The 15,883-nt window shown below is 29.4% G+C and carries 18 protein-coding genes; 5 read left to right on the top strand and 13 right to left on the bottom strand.

Features of this window, described 5'->3' with window-relative positions:
* Window positions 1–16 precede the first annotated feature (16 nt).
* Genes mvaD through fni form a run of 3 tightly spaced genes read left to right on the top strand, consistent with a single transcriptional unit; the run spans window position 17 to window position 3,141 of the window.
* Complete coding sequence (gene mvaD, locus DY123_RS02465) at window positions 17–994, top strand: diphosphomevalonate decarboxylase (protein ID WP_108982780.1); 978 nt, start codon at window positions 17–19, stop codon at window positions 992–994.
* A 31-nt stretch (window positions 995–1,025) separates the two neighbouring features.
* Window positions 1,026–2,093, top strand: coding sequence for a phosphomevalonate kinase (locus DY123_RS02460; RefSeq protein WP_404799059.1), 1,068 nt, complete (start codon window positions 1,026–1,028; stop codon window positions 2,091–2,093).
* A gap of 13 nt (window positions 2,094–2,106) precedes the next feature.
* Entirely contained in the window at window positions 2,107–3,141 is a 1,035-nt protein-coding gene (gene fni, locus DY123_RS02455; RefSeq protein WP_140923975.1) for a type 2 isopentenyl-diphosphate Delta-isomerase, read from the top strand.
* A gap of 85 nt (window positions 3,142–3,226) precedes the next feature.
* Here fni and DY123_RS02450 read toward each other — a convergent pair whose 3' ends face one another.
* Window positions 3,227–4,570 carry an RsmF rRNA methyltransferase first C-terminal domain-containing protein gene (locus DY123_RS02450; protein ID WP_140923973.1) on the bottom strand — a complete coding sequence of 448 codons (1,344 nt, stop codon included), beginning with the start codon at window positions 4,568–4,570 and terminating at the stop codon, window positions 3,227–3,229.
* 88 nt (window positions 4,571–4,658) lie between these two features.
* Between DY123_RS02450 and DY123_RS02445 the strand changes: the two genes are divergently transcribed.
* A complete protein-coding gene (locus DY123_RS02445) occupies window positions 4,659–5,465 on the top strand; it encodes a Cof-type HAD-IIB family hydrolase (RefSeq protein WP_140934373.1) in 807 nt (268 codons plus the stop codon).
* 33 nt (window positions 5,466–5,498) lie between these two features.
* On the opposite strand, the gene glpK is transcribed toward DY123_RS02445, so the two are convergent.
* Together glpK and thmT are read right to left on the bottom strand one after the other, a co-directional pair.
* On the bottom strand, window positions 5,499–7,010 hold the full coding sequence (gene glpK, locus DY123_RS02440; protein WP_140923970.1) for a glycerol kinase GlpK: 1,512 nt from the start codon (window positions 7,008–7,010) through the stop codon (window positions 5,499–5,501).
* A gap of 17 nt (window positions 7,011–7,027) precedes the next feature.
* The gene (gene thmT / locus DY123_RS02435) at window positions 7,028–7,216 is read right to left on the bottom strand and encodes a 2-hydroxymuconate tautomerase (RefSeq protein ID WP_105956004.1); all 189 of its coding nucleotides are present in this window, start codon (window positions 7,214–7,216) and stop codon (window positions 7,028–7,030) included.
* Window positions 7,217–7,340: 124 nt separating this feature from the next.
* Between thmT and DY123_RS02430 the strand changes: the two genes are divergently transcribed.
* Window positions 7,341–8,765: a C69 family dipeptidase gene (locus DY123_RS02430; protein WP_140934372.1), complete on the top strand. Its 1,425-nt coding sequence runs from the start codon at window positions 7,341–7,343 to the stop codon at window positions 8,763–8,765.
* 52 nt (window positions 8,766–8,817) lie between these two features.
* Here DY123_RS02430 and rplS read toward each other — a convergent pair whose 3' ends face one another.
* From rplS to DY123_RS02380, 10 genes are all read right to left on the bottom strand, one after another.
* Window positions 8,818–9,174 (bottom strand): 50S ribosomal protein L19, encoded by a 357-nt coding sequence (rplS, locus tag DY123_RS02425; RefSeq protein WP_105956002.1) that lies wholly within the window; start codon window positions 9,172–9,174, stop codon window positions 8,818–8,820.
* Between the two features lie 120 nt (window positions 9,175–9,294).
* Window positions 9,295–10,044 (bottom strand): tRNA (guanosine(37)-N1)-methyltransferase TrmD, encoded by a 750-nt coding sequence (gene trmD, locus DY123_RS02420; RefSeq protein WP_105964573.1) that lies wholly within the window; start codon window positions 10,042–10,044, stop codon window positions 9,295–9,297.
* Window positions 10,034–10,558: a ribosome maturation factor RimM gene (gene rimM, locus DY123_RS02415; protein ID WP_108982788.1), complete on the bottom strand. Its 525-nt coding sequence runs from the start codon at window positions 10,556–10,558 to the stop codon at window positions 10,034–10,036. The genes trmD and rimM overlap by 11 nt, the downstream gene beginning before the upstream one ends.
* Window positions 10,559–10,614: 56 nt before the next feature.
* Window positions 10,615–10,872, bottom strand: coding sequence for a KH domain-containing protein (locus DY123_RS02410; RefSeq protein ID WP_105987716.1), 258 nt, complete (start codon window positions 10,870–10,872; stop codon window positions 10,615–10,617).
* Between the two features lie 13 nt (window positions 10,873–10,885).
* Window positions 10,886–11,161 (bottom strand): 30S ribosomal protein S16, encoded by a 276-nt coding sequence (rpsP, locus tag DY123_RS02405; protein ID WP_105964570.1) that lies wholly within the window; start codon window positions 11,159–11,161, stop codon window positions 10,886–10,888.
* Between the two features lie 90 nt (window positions 11,162–11,251).
* Window positions 11,252–11,548, bottom strand: coding sequence for a hypothetical protein (locus tag DY123_RS02400; RefSeq protein WP_140923966.1), 297 nt, complete (start codon window positions 11,546–11,548; stop codon window positions 11,252–11,254).
* Window positions 11,549–11,565: 17 nt separating this feature from the next.
* Complete coding sequence (locus DY123_RS02395) at window positions 11,566–12,804, bottom strand: VWA-like domain-containing protein (RefSeq protein WP_140923964.1); 1,239 nt, start codon at window positions 12,802–12,804, stop codon at window positions 11,566–11,568.
* Window positions 12,805–12,810: 6 nt separating this feature from the next.
* On the bottom strand, window positions 12,811–13,968 hold the full coding sequence (locus tag DY123_RS02390) for an ATP-binding protein (RefSeq protein ID WP_140923963.1): 1,158 nt from the start codon (window positions 13,966–13,968) through the stop codon (window positions 12,811–12,813).
* A gap of 61 nt (window positions 13,969–14,029) precedes the next feature.
* A complete protein-coding gene (gene ffh / locus DY123_RS02385; protein ID WP_105964566.1) occupies window positions 14,030–15,511 on the bottom strand; it encodes a signal recognition particle protein in 1,482 nt (493 codons plus the stop codon).
* Between the two features lie 21 nt (window positions 15,512–15,532).
* Entirely contained in the window at window positions 15,533–15,874 is a 342-nt protein-coding gene (locus tag DY123_RS02380) for a putative DNA-binding protein (protein ID WP_105964565.1), read from the bottom strand.
* Window positions 15,875–15,883: the final 9 nt, after the last annotated feature.

The following is a 15,883-nucleotide window of genomic DNA, read 5'->3' as shown; positions in this document are numbered from 1 at the left end:
ATGGAGAAATTAAAATATGTCATTAGATAATAACCCTATTACTGCAAGAGCACATACTAACATTGCTTTGGTTAAATACTGGGGGAAAAAAGATGAAAAATTAATTATTCCCAATAATAGTAGTATTTCATTAACTTTAGACGAGTTTTATACTGAAACAACGGTTAATTTTGATGATAATTTACATCAAGATACTATGTATTTAGATAATAAAAAAGTTGATAGTATAAAATCTATTACTAATTTTATGGATATAGTTAGAAACTTATCCAATATAAATAATTTTGCTAAAATTATTTCTTATAATCACGTTCCTACTTCAGCAGGCCTAGCATCTTCAGCTTCTGGTTTTGCAGCTTTAGCTGCTGCTGCTAGTAAAGCAGCGGGATTAAATTTAAATGATAAAGAGCTTTCTAAACTAGCAAGACGCGGTTCAGGTTCTGCTACTAGATCTATATACGGAGGATTTGCTGAATGGAAAAAAGGCACAAATGATAAAAATTCATATGCTGTCAGTATCCAAAATCCTGTTAAAATGGATATAAATATGATTGCAATTATCTTAGATAATCAACCCAAGAAAATTAGTAGTAGAAAAGGAATGAAGATATCTGTTAATACTTCTCCTTACTATACTGCTTGGGAAAAACAAACCACAAAAGATCTTGAAACAGTTAAGGATGCAATTTATAATAATGATTTTACTGCTCTAGGAAAAACAGCCGAATTAAATTCTATGCGTATGCATTCTTTGACTCTTAGTTCTGACCCTTCTTATCTCTATTTAAATAAAGATAGTCTTTTAGTTATAAATCATATAAAAGCACTAAGAGATAAAGGCATTGAATGTTATTACACTATGGATGCGGGTCCTAATGTTAAAATAATTTGTCAAAGTAAAAATATTAAAAAAATTAAGTCTGAATTACTTCAATCATTTGATGAAGAAAAGATAAAGATATCTAAGCCAGGTGAAGGCATTAAATATTTATAATTGGATTATTATTAGAAAGGAAATGGTTGTTGTGATTTCTGTTAAAGCTCCTGGTAAATTATATATTGCTGGAGAATATGCAGTTGTAGAAAAAGGAATGCCATCTATTGTTGTAGCACTTAATCAATTTATTACTGTAAATATAAATGAAACTAATAATGTTTATGGCCAGATTAATTCAAAACAATATCCAAATAGTATAGTCAAATGGAATATTATAAATAATAAATTTCAAATGATTAGCAATAATATTAATAATTTTGAATACGTTATTTCTGCAATGAAAATTACATTCAATTATATTAGTTCTTTGGGATATAAATTGAATTGCTTTGACATTAATATTGATAGTTCTTTAAATAGTTCAGATGGAAAGAAATATGGATTAGGATCATCTGCTGCAGTGACTGTTGGAATTGTTAAGGCTATATTAAAGTATTATGATTTAAATATTAGCTTAGAAAAAATTTTTAAATTATCATCCATTGCACACCTAGATGTACAAGGTAATGGTTCATTGGGAGATATTGCTGCTAGTGTTTATGGTGGATGGATAGCTTATAGTTCTTTTGATCGTAATTGGTTAAAGAAGCATAGAAATATTAAAGTTGAAGAGTTAATTAATTTAATTTGGCCAGAACTAAGAATTGAGCCCCTAACCCCACCAGCTAATTTGGAATTATTAATTGGTTGGACTGGAACTCCAGCTTCAACTTCTTTGTTAGTTAATAAAGTTGAAAAAAATTATGATAAAAAAGATTATAATACATTCTTATCTGACAGTAAAAAATGTATAAATAGAATGATAAGCGGTTTTCATAAAAAGAGTCTTAGGTTAATTCAAAAAGAGATATTAGTAAATCGATTACTTTTAAACAAATTAGGTAAATGTACTGGCATTAATATCGAGACTCCTAAATTAAATAAATTATGTCAAATTGCTATTAAAAATCATGGTGCAGCTAAATCATCAGGAGCTGGTGGTGGAGATTGTGGTATTGCAATCATTGATAAACAATCATCTAAAGATAAAATCATAGACGAATGGAAAAATAATGATATTAAACGTTTAAATTTAAAAATTCATAAGAATTTATAAAGAAGGTGTATATATGACCAGTCAACATTCTCAAAGAAAAAATGAACACGTATCTTTAGCAGAAAAATTTTTTGATAACCATAGTAAATCAGGATTTGATAATGTTAGATTTATACATCAAAGTTTACCTGAAATTGATTTAAATGAAATTGATCTATCAACTAACATTCAAGATTTAAAATTAGATTTTCCTTTTTATATCGAAGCCATGACTGGTGGAAGTGATTATACAAAAAAATTAAATGATAAGTTGTCTAAAGTTGCTAAAGCTACTGGGATTGCAATGGCAACTGGTTCTCAAAGTATAGCATTAAAAGATAACAGTACTGTTGGATCTTTTGCTATCACAAGACAAAATTATAATGGACCTATCTTTGCAAATATTGGTGCTTCTCATAGTTTATACGATGCTAAAAAAGTTATCAAAATGGTTAATGCTGATGCCCTAGAGATTCATGTTAATGTTGCCCAAGAATTAATTATGCCTGAGGGAGATCGTAAATTTTATTGGTTAGATAACATTCAAAATATTGTTAATAATGTTAATATACCTGTCATAGTTAAAGAAGTTGGTTTTGGAATGGCAAAAGAAACAATTCAGAAATTAAAAAATATCGGTGTTAAAAATATTAATATTAGTGGTCGTGGTGGAACAAATTTCGCTACAATTGAAAATTTTAGAAGACATAATAAAGAGTTAAATTATTTGTCTAATTGGGGCCAAACTACTGTAGAATCTTTACTTGAAGCTTATAGTTTTTCAAATGATCTTTCTATAATTGCATCTGGAGGCATAAGAAATCCATTAGATATAGCCAAATCTATTGCTTTGGGTTCTAATGCTGTTGGAATGTCTGGTTTTATATTGAACAGTGTTATTAAAAATGGTGTTGAAGAAACTATAAATCTTATTAATGAATTTAAAAATGGTTTAAAAATTATAATGGCCCTACTTTCTTGCAGAACAATTTATGAATTACAACAACAAAAGCTTGTTTTAGATAGTAATTTAGTTGCATATTTACAACAAAGAAGTTTATCATATTGATTTTCTTTTTTTGTTTTTTATTTTAAGTTAAAGTAACTTTTTATTTATTACTAAAAATAAAAAAAGGACCATTTTAGTCCAATTTTTAAGCCTTAAATCTTAATCCTTTAGGCATAAAGTTTTTAACTATTCCATTTACAACCTTTCCAAAAGCGAATGGTTGATCATCACAAATTAAAAGATACCAGCCTTTTTCTAAGGATTTATCGCAACTAATCGTATCACCGTGTACATAATTTTTCCATTCTTCTTTTGAAACATTCAATTCTTTATTAAATAAATCTTTATGAATTGATAAAGCTAAAGCGTAACTAGGTTCAAATCTTTTCTTTTTAAATGTTCCTAAATGTAATCCAGGTCGCATAACTTTTAATCCTTTAAGTTCAGGAAGTCCCTTTTCAAAAGTATATAATTGTTCGCCAAAAGTAATTAGATTTTCAGGTATAAAATTAGTCATATTTTTACTAACAAATTGTTTCCATAATTTATTTTGTTCAGAGCTTAAATTACCTTTTAATAATTTTTTTATCTTTTTAGGATTACCCTTTTCTGAATTTACTAGTTTGGCAATAAAATGACCTTCTCCTTTAAACTTATTAGGAAATAATCTAACCGTATTTTTTAGTTCTTCATTACCATCTGACCATTCAGGATGTCCATATGACATTTCAGAATATTTTTTTATTGGTTCAATAGTCAAATCAAGATTATTAATCATCCATGAAACAATTTGTTCATCTTCTTCAGGAGCAAATGTACAAGTAGAATAAATTATTTTACCACCTGGTTTAAGCATTTTAATTGCTTGTTTTAGTATATCTTTTTGTCTGTTTGCACACTCTATTGGATATTCTAAATTCCAATATTTAGTGGCATCGGGATTTTTCCTAAACATTCCCTCACCAGAACATGGGGCATCTATAAGAATAGTATCAAAAAATTTAGGGAAATGTTTGGCGAGATTATTGGGATTTTCATTCAAAACAATAGCATTTTGAATTCCAAATCTTTCTACATTTTCAGCTAGAATTTTCGCTCGTTTATAGTCTATCTCATTGGTAACTAAAGTCCCTTCATTTTTCATATAACTAGCAATATGGGTGGTTTTTCCACCAGGCGCCGCACATAAATCTAAGATTTTTTCTCCAGGATGAACATCAGCTACTTCTCCAACATACATTGCACTGGGTTCTTGAGAGTATATAGCACCACTTTGATGATCAACACTCTTTCCATTAATTTCTCCATAATAACCATATTGGCAATATTCAATTGGATGAGTTAAATCTTCATTTTCTGGTAAATTCTCTTTTAATGGATTAATTCTAAATCCAGGATTAGTTGATGATTCTAGACTATTAAAAAATGACTCAGCATCATTTCCTAACAATTTTTTATACTTTTTTTTAAAATCTAAAGGTAATTGCAAAATAAAACTCCTTTATAATTAATTGACGATTAAATATTTTTTGGTTAGTATATTAATATTACTGTAAAAATAGAGGTGATTAAATATCATGAATAAAAAATTAATTGCCATTGATTTAGATGGTACAACGTTAAACAATAATTCAGAAATTTCTCAAGAAACGATTAATGTTATTCAAAAAGTTATTTCTAAAGGCAATATGGTAAATATTGTAACTGGTCGTCCTCCAAGATTAGTAGAACATCTATACAACCAATTAGGTTTCAATAACCCAATGATTACATTTAACGGTAGTTTAGGTTATAATCCAACATCTGTTTGGTCTGAAGCTTACCAATACAATATAGATAAAAATATAGTATTTGAGTTATTAAACAAGAGTAAAGAAATTGGTATTAACCTTATGACTGTTGAAGGAAAAGATTTATTTTTAGCAAATAAATCTGCAGATGAGTCTGTTGGGTTCTTTCCCACCAATTTATCAAAAGATGAAATCATATCTAAAGATACATTAACAGAAAATCCCATTTGCTTAACTCTTCATGTAGATAAACAAAAGAAAGAAACTTTTATCAATTATGTTAAACAAAATTATGGTGACATATTAGAAGTATCTCCTTGGGGTGGAAAAGATCCAATCATTGAAGTAGCCGCTAAAGGAGTCAGCAAAGTCACTGGAATTGAAAAATTAGTTAATTATTATGGAATTAAGCAAAATGATGTCATTGCTTTTGGTGATGAATTTAACGATGAATCTATGATTAAATATGCTGGATTAGGGGTTGCCATGAAAAACGGTCAACCTAAAATAAAAGAAATTGCCGATGATGTTACAAAATTTGATAATAATCATAATGGACTAGCAGAATACTTAAAAGAATATTTTAAAATTTAGAAAGCTTTCATAAATTTTATGAAAGCTTTTTTATTATCTATTTTTAATTTTTCTAAATGTTTGAGTGGCTTTAACAGCTGCTTGCCATCCCTCATAATAATTATTAATCTTATCATCAGTAAGTTGAGACTTAAAATCATCTGAAGATTTATGATTTTCTTTTATTTCATCAATATTAGACCAATAACCAACTGCTAAGCCAGTTAAATAAGTTACTCCTAAAGCAGTAGTTTCAGCAATACTAGATCTTTCAATGTCAACATTTAAAATATCTGATTGAAATTGCATAAGATAATCATTCTGTGCTGCTCCACCGTCTACCTTAAGTTTATTTAAAGATAAGCCAGTTTCTTTAGACATGGTATCAACAACATCCTTAGTTTGGTAAGCCAAAGAATCTAAAGTTGCTTTAACAAATTCTTCTCTTGTTGTCCCTCTAGTCAATCCAAAAACAGAACCTCTACTATCTTGATCCCAATATGGAGCACCTAATCCAGTAAAAGCAGGAACTACGTAAATATCATGATCATTATTAGTATTTTTAGCCATTCTTTCAGTTTCACTAGCATTTTTAATGATACGCATACCATCCCTCAACCATTGAATTGCTGAACCTGCAACAAAAATACTACCCTCTAGAGCATAATTAATCTTACCATCTAAACCATAAGCAATTGTAGTTAACAATCCACAATTAGACAAAGTCGGCTTATTACCAGTATTCATCACAATGAATGCACCAGTTCCATAAGTATTTTTAATGTTACCAGGTTCTAAAGCTAATTGACCAAATAATGCTGCTTGCTGATCTCCTGCTATTCCGGCTATTGGAACTTGTACTCCAAGGAAATTATAACCAGATGTATAACCATAAATTTCTGAAGAAGATTTAACTTTAGGCAACATTTGTTCAGGAATATCCAATAAATCTAATATCTCTTTATCCCATTTTAAAGAATTAATATTAAATAGCATCGTTCGACTAGCATTAGAATAATCAGTCGCATGCACATGCCCACCTGTTAATTTCCACAATAACCAAGTATCAATTGTTCCAAAAAGTAGGTCGCCTTGATTGGCTAGTTTTCTGGCATCTTTAACATTGTCTAAAATCCATTTTATTTTAGTAGCAGAAAAATACGAGTCTATCACTAAACCTGTTTTTTGATGAATAATGTCTGAATATCCACCATCTTTTAATTTATCAGCAATATTACTAGTTTGCTTGGATTGCCAAACGATTGCATTATAAATAGGCTCTCCTGTAATTCTGTTCCATACAACGGTAGTTTCACGTTGATTAGTAATTCCAATGCCACGAATCTTGTAAGGTGGAATTTCTGATTTAATAAGTGTTTCAGAAATAACAGATTGTACAGCACTCCATATTTCATTAGGATCATGTTCTACCCATCCTGATTTAGGAAAATATTGTTTAAATTCTTTTTGTGACTTATTTACAATATTACCTTCATGATTAAACAAGATGGCACGAGCACTAGTGGTTCCCTCATCTATCGCCATTAAATATTGTTTGTCATTCATAATATTACTCCATTAATTTACTTTTCATCGCTTTTTAGATTTCCGCCAACACTATATCTATTCTTTTGCATTTCATTTAAAACAATATGTACATGTTCAGCAGGTGCTCCTGTGTTTTTTACAATTGCTTTTGTAACGTCTGATACTAATCCTTTAATTTGTTCTTCATTTCTTCCTTCAATTAAATCAATATGTACGATTGGCATATTTATCGCTCCTAATTTTTAATAATAATTAAATTATACTTGAAAAATATACCCAGTTCAATTTTATAATATACTCAATAATTAATGATACAATGTTAGTAATCATTTGAAAGGAAGCGATTATTTGTCACAGTATCCAAATTATTCTGCTTGTACTAGTATATTAATTGGTAAAAATGCTTCAATTGATGGATCTACTATCATTGGTAGAAATGAAGATTGTAAAGCTACTTGGCCTAAGCATTTTGTTGTTCATCAACATACAGAGTTTCACAAATATCAACAATTTAAATCTAATGATAATAAATTTCAGATTAAATTACCTAAAATTCAATATAAATACACTGCTACCCCTGAGTGGACAGATAAGTATGGCAAATTTGAAGAAGATGGTATTAACGAGTATGGGGTTTCAATGAGTGCTACAGAAAGTGCATATGCTAATAATCATGTACTGGGATATGATCCTTTAGTAAAAAATGGTATTGGCGAAGAAGCAATGGTAACAGTTGTTTTACCATACATTAAATCTGCCAGACAAGGTGTAAAGCGTTTAGGAAATATTATTAGTAAATATGGTACTTGTGAATCTAATGGAATTTTATTTTCTGATAACGAGGAAGTATGGTATTTAGAAACTGGGTCTGGACATCATTGGGTAGCAATGAAAATTCCCAATGATTGTTATGCAGTTGTATCTAATCAAATATCTATCAGACAAATTAATTTTAACGATAAAGATAATTTTATGTGGTCAAACGGGATCCAAGACTTTGTAAAAAAGAACCATTTAAACCCAGATATAAATGGAGAATTTAATTTTAGACATATATTTGGAACTCATAATTTAACAGATGTTTATTATAATAATCCTAGAGTATGGTATGGACAAAAGATGTTCAATCCAGAACTTAAACAGCATCCGGAAAGCCATGATTTACCATTTATAAGAAAAGCATCAAAATTATTATCAATTGATGATGCTAAATCATTTTTATCATCACATTATCAAGGTACTCCTTATGACCCTATTGGTAATGGATCTAAAGAAGATAAAACTAAATATCGTCCTGTTAGTCTAGCCAAAACTCAAGAATCTCACGTATTGCAAATAAGGCCTAAAATGCCTCCTGAAGTAGCAGGAATTCATTGGCTTTCCATGGGTGTTGCTGCACAAAGTGTTTTTGTTCCATTTTTTGCTGGAATTAATGATACTTTAAGTGAGTATAAAAAAGGAAAGTTAGAATATAATCCTAAGTCAGCATATTGGATATTTAAACTTGTTGGAGTACTAGTAGATCCACATTACTTACAATTAAATGACCTTTTAAAGAATACTCAAGAAAAACTAAACATCAACATGAGACAATTTATATTAAAAATAGATAGCGAATATAATGATCAAGAAGATTTATCCAAGTATTTAACCAAAATGTGTAATAGCAATGCCAGAAATGTCCTTAAAGAATATCAAAAACTGGCATACCAATTAATCTCAATGTCTACTGATTTCTCAAAATTGAATTATAAACAAGACTTAAATCTATAGAAAAAAGCCTACAATCAATTGATTGTAGGCTTTTATTAGTCGAAAATTAATATTAACGACGACGTGCTTCTTTAATACGAGCTGATTTACCATGACGATCACGTAGGTAGTATAGCTTAGAACGACGTACAGCACCGCGACGTGTAACTTCTAACTTAGCAACACGTGGTGAATGTAATGGGAAAATACGTTCAACACCAACACCTGAAGTAATCTTACGAACAGTGTATGTAGCTTGAATACCTGTTCCGTGACGTTTGATAACAACACCTTCGAATACTTGGATACGTTCATTAGTACCTTCAACAACTTTAACTGAAACCTTTACGTTGTCTCCAGCTCTAAATTCTGGAACATCACTCTTAAGTTGTTCCTTGTTAATTTTTGAAATTAATTCGTTTTGACGCATAAATAATAACATCCTTCCAACTAGCACTCATGCCAATTATTACGACAGCGGAATACCGTTTTATTTTGACTATTACAATAGCCAAATAGAATATTAGCACAACAATAAAATCTTGTAAAGCTATTTTTCTTCTTCAATCCTAACATCAGCTAATAATTTTTTCTGAGTAGCTGTCAATTTGTTATGATCAATTAAATCTGGTCTTCTTAAATAAGTTTTTCTTAATGCTTCTTTTTGTTTCCATAGAGCAATTTTTTGATGATTTCCGCTGGTTAGTACTTCTGGAACTTTCATTCCTCTAAATTCAGCAGGTCTGGTATATTGAGGATATTCTAACAAACCAGTAGAAAAAGAATCTCCTGGAGCTGATTCTTGGTTGCCTAGTACCTCAGGTAATAGTCTAACTGTTGAATCAATCATAACCATTGCTGGTAATTCTCCACCTGTTAAAACAAAATCACCTAATGAATATTCATCAGTTATTAAAGACTTAATTCTTTCATCATATCCTTCATAATGACCACAAATAAAAGTTAAATGTTCTTCTTTAGATAAATTTTCGGCAGCTTTTTGATCAAATTTTTTACCAGCGGGATCCATTAAAATAATTTTCCCTTTAGGTATATTTTGCTCTTTTGCTTGATTTTGAGTGTAAGCCAGTGCATCAAAAATAGGCTGAGCTTGTAATAGCATCCCTGCGCCACCACCAAATGGATAATCATCTACATGATTATGTTTATCAGTAGTAAATTTTCTAAAATCGGTTACATTAATATCCAATAAATCATTTTCTTTTGCCTTACCAATAATTGATTCACCCATTGGGCCACTAAACATATCTGGGAAGAGACTCAAAATATCAATTTTCATCATCTAGCCCTCCAGGAACTTCAACGATTATATTAGAATTTTCAAGATCAACCTTTTTAATTACTTGATCAATTTTTGGCAAAAGTAAATCTTCCTTATCCTTACGTTCAACCACCCATACATCATTAGGTCCAAGTGACATGATATCTTTAATTTTACCAATATATTCATCATTAATATCAATAACATCTAAACCTATAATCTGATGGTAAAAGTATTCGCCAGGTTTTAAATCTTTAGCATCTTGTTGATCTTCAGATATTTTTAAAGAAGAAGGTTTTAAGTATTCAACATCATTAATTGTAGGTTTACCTTCAAAATGAAGTAAAATAAAGTTTTTATGTTTTCTAGCACTATCGATAATAAGCTTTTCTTTATCTCCATTATTAAGAAATGCATAAACTACATTGCCAACTTTAAAACGTTTTTTAGGAAAATCGGTAATGGAAGTTACCCTAACTTCACCTTTAATTCCCTGAGTATTAACAATTTTACCAATATTATAATAGTTCATATATATACCTCATTTTGTATAATAAAAAACTCTTAAACAAAACACAAAGGTTTCATTTAAGAGTTTTTATTTTTGCCATCTTCAATAATTAAACGAACACGCTTTTTGCTAGAAATACGAGCACTATAAACAATCGTTCTGATTGTTTGTGCTACATGTCCCTTTTTACCAATTATTCTACCAATATCATTAGTATTGGTGAATAAATGATATTCGTAAAAACGATCCGATTCACTATGTGTAATAGCAACATCCTCTGGATATTCCACCAGTGGTTTTACAATTTTTTTAATAAGCTTATCGAAATTAGTCATAATTACTTATCACTTATTTCTTAGCATATTTAGCTTCGTGATATTTTTTCATAAGACCAGCATCAGATAATAAGTTACGAACAGTATCTGATGGTTGAGCACCCTTATTTAACCATTCGAAGATATCATCTTCTTGTAGGTCAACAGTGCTTGGTTGGGTAACTGGGTTGTAAGTACCAACCTTTTGGATGAAACGACCATCACGAGGGCTGCGTGAATCAGCAACAACAACACGGTAGAAAGGACGTCTCTTTGATCCCATTCTCTTCAAACGAATTTTAACAGACATTAATAAACACCTCCTGCTTTTCTTTTAACGATATTAAATATAACAGTTATTTAGATGCTTGTAAAGGTTTTTTTCTTTACACCATTAATTTTATTTAAAATTATTTAATAATTCGTTTTTAGCATCACTTTTTAGATATAAATCATTTTTCACTATAAAATTATGCACTGATTTATAATTATCAAAATCTATTTTGGTTTCACATAAATTGGCATTAATTATCTTTTTGGCAATAACAATCGCATTAGAAGAAACTTTATTAGCATAAAGTGGATTATCATCATATTCATCGCTAATTTTATCTCTTAAAACAGCAAATGCATTTTTAACATCTATATTATTATTGACAGCAGCTATTAAAATATCGGGTTCTAAAATATCATTCATAGTAAATCACCATTCTCTTAATTAATATTTGTAATCCTTATAACATTACCAATTCTTTTATTAATGGATAAATTGTTAGAACTATCTTCTAACACCCATAAAACATTATTAAATCCATAATTATGAACGTTTTTCTCACCCAATCCATCAGTAAATATAATACAAAAATTATTTTCTAAATGTTTAATATGGATAAAATCAAAGATAGATTGATAACTAGTACCACCATTCGATACTCTGTCATATCTTATTTTTTGTGAAGATTTTACTCTATACGCATTCTGTTCATGGATTTTAGCATCAAATGGATAAATAATTATATCTATTTGATATAATCTAAAAATATCTGATATTTGGCTTAGTGCTAAATTTAAATAATTATTACTAATAGATCCGGAATTATCAACAAAAATAATAATTGACTTTAAAGTGCTAGATATTTTCCCTGGAAGCTCCATTCGGTATGACTGTCTTCTATTAAATCTTTTAATAGACATACTTTCACCAAAAGGAATTTTACTAACACCTTTTTGAATATATTTACGCCAATTAATTTGCTTATTGTTTATTTTATCTAATTGTTCATTAACTGCGTTAGGTAATTTACCTCTATTTTTATTTCCCATCTTACTTACTGTATGTTTGATAAGATTTCTTATTTTAGAATATTTGGCACCATCACTGACATTCATTTTTTTAAAATGCTTATGATCGTCCATCAATTGCATATCACTATTACTAATATTTTTGCGTGCTTTACCATTTGAAATAAATTGCCTTAATAAATTTACATATTCATTTGAATCCTTAAATTTAGGAAGTTTTATATTATAAAAATAAGATAGTTTTTCAATGGTAAAGGCATTCTTAGGTAAAAATTTGACATATTGATTAACTGATATGTCAGCAGCAATACTCTCAACTTTATTAGGATTATTATATCTAATTGGATGTAACCATATTATATGCATAGATAAATGTTCTAAATTAGCTGTCAAATCATTATTAGATTTTATATTATTTACAAATTGCTTAGGATTATATGTCAATAACAAATTATCTTTTTCCCATTTCAAAGCAAATGTAGAATTTACATTATAATCACAAACACGATCTAAGTTAATTAGTAAATATCCATATAATTCTCCATGAGACAATCCGTAAATTATATTTTGACTAATAGCCTTTCTAATTAACAAATCTTGATTGTCTGAACTAGTTTTATTAATAGCTGATATAAGATTATTTATATTCATATAATATCACCTATATATCGATAAAATAATATTTTGAAAATGAGTATAAAGAGCTTTTATATCATTATTAGATACATCATTGATTTTGGCATATATTGATTGCAATACTTCTGTGTTATTAGCAACATAAATTGCAATTCCATATCGACCATCTGGACTTAATTCATCCAACAATGAATCAACTCTTTTAGCAATTCTAGGTTCCCATTCTACGACTTTATTAATCATTTGTTCTAATAGCTTATTCTTTTTAAACTCATCTAATTGTTCAAATCTTTTTAAAACTTTAGGAAAATCATCATTAAACATTTGGTCAATAGATAGTGAATTAAAATAATTTTTTATAAAATACAAAAAATTAGAAGCAACCTCACTACCAACATTTCCAGCAATTAAATCAAATTTAATATCATAACTAACATTTTCATATTCAGGAATTTCAATAATATCAGATACACGTTTCCAAGCTCTCGGCGTTGGATTTATATCATTATCACTGTTATTTATAATTAACATATTTTGATTATTCTCAATATATTTTATTACAGCTGAATTGATGTTTTGCTGTGCTTGGTTATTTTTACTTTTAGCCCACAATAGCCAGTCAGAAACATTAACGTCCATTACAATCCTGGTAGTACGATCTTTGATAGCTGAATCACTAGAAAAAACACTATATTCACTATCTTCAAATCCATTCATTGTGGAATCAGGATTTTCAGCAATAATGATCTTAACTTGTTTAGGTAATTTTAATGAATTAATTTGTCTTTGTAGAACCAAATTCATTAATTCACTTTGAACACCATTAGAACCACGATTAAATTCATCTAAAAACCAATAAATATTAGTATGAGGATTTTGTTCAGCATATTTTATAATCTCAATTAATGTATGAGAATATCCATATTGAACATCAGCTAAAGTACCATAACCTTTAGTATTAATAAACGATTTATCTGTTAAGGGTGGTACTGGAATACTTAAATCACCTTTTTCAGATAGACTAACTACTGTAGTGAATAATTTTGCATTATTTCTATTAGCCAAATCTTCTACCAATGCTGATTTACCAACACCAGCTTCACCAACAATACTAGGTACATTGTTACTATTTAATATTATATTAACAGCAGATAAAGTATCTTGATAACCCAATGCCATAAAATTACCTCCCTATTAAAATAGACATAACTACTGAAATATCAGTAACTATGTCTATTTTTTAATGACGTTTTTTATTACGACGTTTTTTATTTTTGTTCATTTTCTTACTCATTTTTCTGCTCATACGTTTCATTGCCATTTGTGATAATTTACCAGATAATCCAGATCCACCCATACCAGGCATACCAGAAGCACCATTACCACCCATGTTACCGAGCATATTTTCCATTCCAGACATATTACCTTTAGACATCTTATTCATCATAGTCTTCATTTGATTAAATTGTTTAATCATTCGATTAACTTCTTGAATAGGACGACCACATCCTCTGGCAATACGGCGTCTTCTAGAAGGATTTAATAAATCAGGATTATCCTTTTCTTCTTTAGTCATAGAATAAATAATGGCTTTAATATGTTCTAAATCCTTAGGGTCCATATTAATATTTTTTAATGCAGGATTATTAGCCATCCCTGGAATCATTTTCATTATATCTTCCAAGGGTCCCATTTTTTGGATTTGATTTAATTGATCTAAGAAATCTTCAAAACCAAAAGTATTGTTTTGCATTTTTTCAGTAAGCTTTTGAGCTTCTTTTTCATCATAATCCTTTTGAGTCTTTTCAATTAATGAAAGAATATCTCCCATTCCAAGAATACGAGAAGCCATTCTATCTGGATGGAAGACATCTAACGCATCCATTTTTTCACCTTGACCAATAAATTTAATAGGCTTTTGGGTAACTTCTCTAATAGATAGAGCAGCACCACCACGAGTATCACCATCTAGTTTAGTTAATACAACTCCGGTAATATCTAAAGCATCATTAAAGCCCTCAGCAGTATTAACGGCATTTTGACCTGTCATTGCATCAACAACTAATAGAATTTCATCTGGATGTGTTAGTTCTTTAATATTTTTTAACTCATCCATTAATTTTTCGTCAATTTGTAAACGACCAGCAGTATCAATTAATACATAATCATTATGGTTTTCTTTAGCTACTTGCATTCCCTGTTTTACTATTTCAATAGGGTCAACATCTGTTCCTTTTTGAAATACAGGAACATCAATCTCTTTACCAACTTGTTCCAACTGATCAATCGCAGCTGGACGATAGATATCGGCAGCAATTAATAATGGGCGAGCATCTTTTTCATTTTTTAATTTTAGGGATAATTTACCAGCAGTAGTAGTCTTACCAGCACCTTGTAAACCAGCCATCATAATAACAGTTGGTATCTTTTCAGATTTATTTAATGGAGTTGCTTCTTCCCCCATAGTTTTAGTTAATTCTTCGTCAACAATTTTTACAATTTGTTGAGCAGGATTTAAACCTTCAAGCACATCAGCACCCTTGGCACGTTCTTGAACGGTTTTTACAAATTTTCTAACAACTGAGAAGTTAACATCGGCTTCTAATAAAGCAAGACGAATTTCTCGCATTGTTTTTCTTAAATCAGATTCTGAAACTTTACCTTTTCCACGAAGATTACGCATTGCTTTTTGTAATCTTTCGGTTAGTCCTTCAAATGCCATTTAATTCCACCACTCTCAATTTTACTTTTCTTCTGTGTGTTCTAATCTATCAACTAACTGTCTTAGTTTAGTATCTTTGGGATAATTAGCAACCACATAATTTTTAATTGCATCCGCTTCATCATTTCTAGTCATAAAATCTTTATACAAATGCAATTGTTGTTCATAATTTTCTAAAATTACTTCTGTCCTTTTAATGTTATCATAAACTGCTTGTCGGCTCACATTAAATTCTTCAGATATTTCCCCTAAAGAATAATCATCAGCATAATAAAGTTGTACATAATTAGTTTGCTTATCTGTAAGCAAAGGACGATAAAATTCAAATAAAGAATTTATTCGGTAATTCTTTTCAATTTCCAATCGAAATAC

It is taken from the genome of Apilactobacillus micheneri (assembly GCF_006493595.1).
GTDB lineage: Bacteria > Bacillota > Bacilli > Lactobacillales > Lactobacillaceae > Apilactobacillus > Apilactobacillus micheneri.
This window is presented reverse-complemented; position numbering and strand designations above follow the sequence as displayed.